The following is a 1706-nucleotide window of genomic DNA, read 5'->3' on the forward strand; positions in this document are numbered from 1 at the left end:
GCAATCCGCGCTCTAAGCATGGATGGTGTACAACAAGCTAACTCTGGCCACCCAGGCGCACCTATGGGTATGGCTGATATCGCTGAAGTTCTTTGGCGTTCACACCTAAATCACAACCCAGCTAACCCAGAATGGGCAGATCGCGACCGTTTTGTACTTTCTAACGGCCACGGCTCTATGCTGATTTACTCGCTGCTACACCTTTCTGGTTACGAGCTGTCTATCGACGATCTGAAGAACTTCCGTCAGCTACATTCAAAAACTCCGGGCCACCCAGAGTACGGTTATGCGCCTGGTGTTGAAACAACAACGGGTCCTCTAGGTCAAGGTATCACTAACGCGGTTGGTATGGCGCTGGCTGAGAAAACGCTTGCTGCACAATTCAACAAACAAGGCCACGACATCGTTGATCACTTCACTTATGCATTTATGGGTGATGGCTGTCTGATGGAGGGTATCTCACACGAAGCATGTTCTCTCGCGGGCACGCTAGGTCTTGGCAAGCTAATCGCTTTCTGGGATGACAATGGTATCTCTATCGATGGTCACGTTGAAGGTTGGTTCTCTGACGATACACCTAAGCGTTTTGAAGCGTACGGCTGGCATGTAATCCCAGCAGTTGACGGTCACGATGCAGAAGCGATCAATGCGGCCATCATTGCAGCAAAAGCTGATCCTCGCCCTACGCTAATCTGTACTAAAACTATCATCGGTTTTGGTTCACCTAACAAGTCTGGTTCACACGACTGTCACGGCGCACCACTAGGCGCTGAAGAAATTGCCGCGACTCGTAAGCAACTTGGTTGGGAACACGGTCCTTTTGAAATTCCGCAAGATGTCTACGCGCAATGGGATGCGAAAGAAGCAGGCGCAGCTAAGGAAGCAGCGTGGAACGAGAAATTTGCAGCTTATGAAGCAGCATATCCAGAACTTGCAGCAGAATTCAAACGCCGCGTAAATGGTGAACTGCCAGCAGAGTGGGAAGAGAAAGCCAACGCGATCATCGCTGATCTACAAGCTAACCCAGCCAACATCGCTTCACGTAAAGCGTCACAAAATGCGCTAGAAGCATTCGGTGCCATGCTACCAGAATTCCTAGGCGGCTCTGCTGACCTAGCACCTTCTAACCTAACGATGTGGTCTGGTTCTAAGTCTGTATCTGCTGATGATGCCTCTGGTAACTACATTCACTACGGTGTGCGTGAATTCGGTATGACGGCTATCATGAACGGTATTGCGCTACACGGTGGTTTCGTACCATACGGTGCAACATTCCTAATGTTCATGGAATACGCGCGTAACGCAATGCGTATGGCTGCTCTGATGAAAGTTCAGAACATCCAAGTTTACACGCACGACTCTATCGGTCTAGGCGAAGATGGTCCAACTCACCAACCGGTTGAGCAAATGGCTTCTCTACGTCTAACGCCAAACATGAGCACATGGCGTCCATGTGACCAAGTTGAGTCAGCCGTTGCTTGGAAACTGGCAATCGAGCGCAAAGATGGCCCTACATCTCTTATCTTCTCTCGTCAAAACCTTGCACAACAAGAGCGTGACGCTGAGCAACTAGCCAACATCGCTAAAGGTGCTTACATCCTGAAAGAGTGTGCAGGTAAGCCAGAGCTTATCCTTATCGCAACAGGTTCTGAAGTAGAGCTAGCGGTAGAAGCAGCAGCACAGCTAACAGAAGAAGGTAAGAAAGT

Annotated in this window: 1 protein-coding gene; it reads left to right on the forward strand. The window is 49.7% G+C overall.

All coding sequences use genetic code 11. From position 1 onward, the window contains the following. Positions 1 to 1706 (forward strand): transketolase (gene tkt / locus QTN94_RS19810; RefSeq protein ID WP_331428632.1); only part of this gene is annotated, 1706 nt, incomplete at both ends.

The sequence above is a fragment of the Vibrio sp. M250220 genome, assembly GCF_036533795.1.
In the GTDB taxonomy this organism is placed as follows: Bacteria; Pseudomonadota; Gammaproteobacteria; order Enterobacterales; family Vibrionaceae; genus Vibrio.